The organism is Microbacterium maritypicum MF109 (genome assembly GCF_000455825.1).
Classification (GTDB): domain Bacteria; phylum Actinomycetota; class Actinomycetes; order Actinomycetales; family Microbacteriaceae; genus Microbacterium; species Microbacterium maritypicum_A.
Map to the genome: position 1 here is coordinate 1 of NZ_ATAO01000025.1, position 1,454 is coordinate 1,454.

The window sequence follows — 1,454 nt, forward strand, 5'->3', positions numbered from 1 at the left end:
AACACAGCACCACCCGAACACGAGAGGCAGGAAGCACATGAACACACGAGCATCCGGCACCGCGGCGCTCCTCGCCGTGGCAGCCCTCACCCTCGCCGGCTGCGCCGGTGGAGACGGCGGAACCGGCGGTGGGAGCGGCGACCCGATCGTCGTCGGCTCCGTCAACACCATCAGCGGTCCCGCGACCTTCCCCGAAGCCTCGCAGGCCGCCGCCGCCGTGTTCGAGGCCTTCAACGAGGCGGGCGGACTCGACGGCCGCACGATCGACTACAAGATGCTGGACGACAAGGGCGACCCGGCCACGGCCACTGCCTCCGCACGCGAGCTTGTCGGCAGCGACGGCGCGGTCGCGCTCGTCGGCTCCGCCAGCCTCATCGAGTGCGAGATCAACGCCAAGTACTACGAGCAGGAGGGCATCCTCTCGATGCCGGGCATCGGAGTCGACACCGGCTGCTTCGACAGCGAGAACATCTCCCCCGCGAACGTCGGACCGTTCAACGACATGACGCTCACGCTGCAGTACGGATCCGAGGTGCTCGGCCTCGACGACATCTGCATCCTGCTCGAGATCGCCGGTTCCACGCGCCCCACCTACCAGGCCGCGATCGACAAGTGGACCGAGATCACCGGCAAGAAGCCGAAGTACGTCGACGACACCGTCCCGTACGGCGCCTCCGACTACACCCCCTACATCGTCAAGGCACGCGACCAGGGCTGCAAGGCCCTGGCGATCAATCCCGTGGAGCCCGACGCGATCGGACAGGTCAAGGCCGCGAACGCCCAGGGCTGGGACGACGTGACCTGGCTCTACCTGACGAGCGTCTACAGCGAGAACTTCGCCGAGGCGATCGACGACGCGGGCGCGGGCATCTACGTGCCGGCGGAGTTCTACCCGTTCACCGACGACAGCGAGATCAACGCCGACTGGCGAGAGCTGATGGAGGCCAACGACATCCCGCTCACCTCGTTCAGCCAGGGCGGGTACCTCGCCGCGACGTACTTCATCGAGGTGCTCGAAGGGATGGACGGCGACATCACCCGCGAGACCGTCTCGGAAGCGCTGAAGGGCATGGAGCCGATCGAGAACCCGATGGTCGGAACGCCCTACGCGTTCGGCACCCAGAACACCGCGGGCTGGCCGATCATCCTCGAGTCCGGCACGAACGCCTGGGAGAAGGTCGCCGACGACTGGCTCCGCATCGGCGAGTAGTCACCCCTCGCCTGCCGCCGGGCGCATTACCGGCGGCAGGTCCCCCCTCGGAACAGAAAGGACGCCTCATGCTGCAAGGCGCCATCGCCGGTCTCGCCGCCGGCGGCCTCTATGCCGTCCTCGGCGTGTGCCTGACGCTGATGTCCCGACTCGTGCGCGTGGTGAACTTCGCCCAGGCCGCGACCGGGATGTTCGGGGCCTTCACCGCGGTGTGGCTCGTGCGCGAGCTCGACCTGCCGATCTG

Annotated in this window: 1 protein-coding gene; it reads left to right on the plus strand. The window is 67.7% G+C overall.

Annotated features, from left to right (window positions below):
- The first annotated feature begins 37 nt into the window (after positions 1 to 37).
- Complete coding sequence (locus tag L687_RS24550; protein WP_021198449.1) at positions 38 to 1,210, plus strand: ABC transporter substrate-binding protein; 1,173 nt, start codon at positions 38 to 40, stop codon at positions 1,208 to 1,210.
- The last annotated feature ends 244 nt before the right edge of the window (positions 1,211 to 1,454 follow it).

Coding starts and splice junctions, on each gene's coding strand:
- L687_RS24550 (WP_021198449.1), top strand. CDS start 38: ATGAACACACGAGCATCCGGCACCGCGGCGCTCCTCGCCGTGGCAGCC.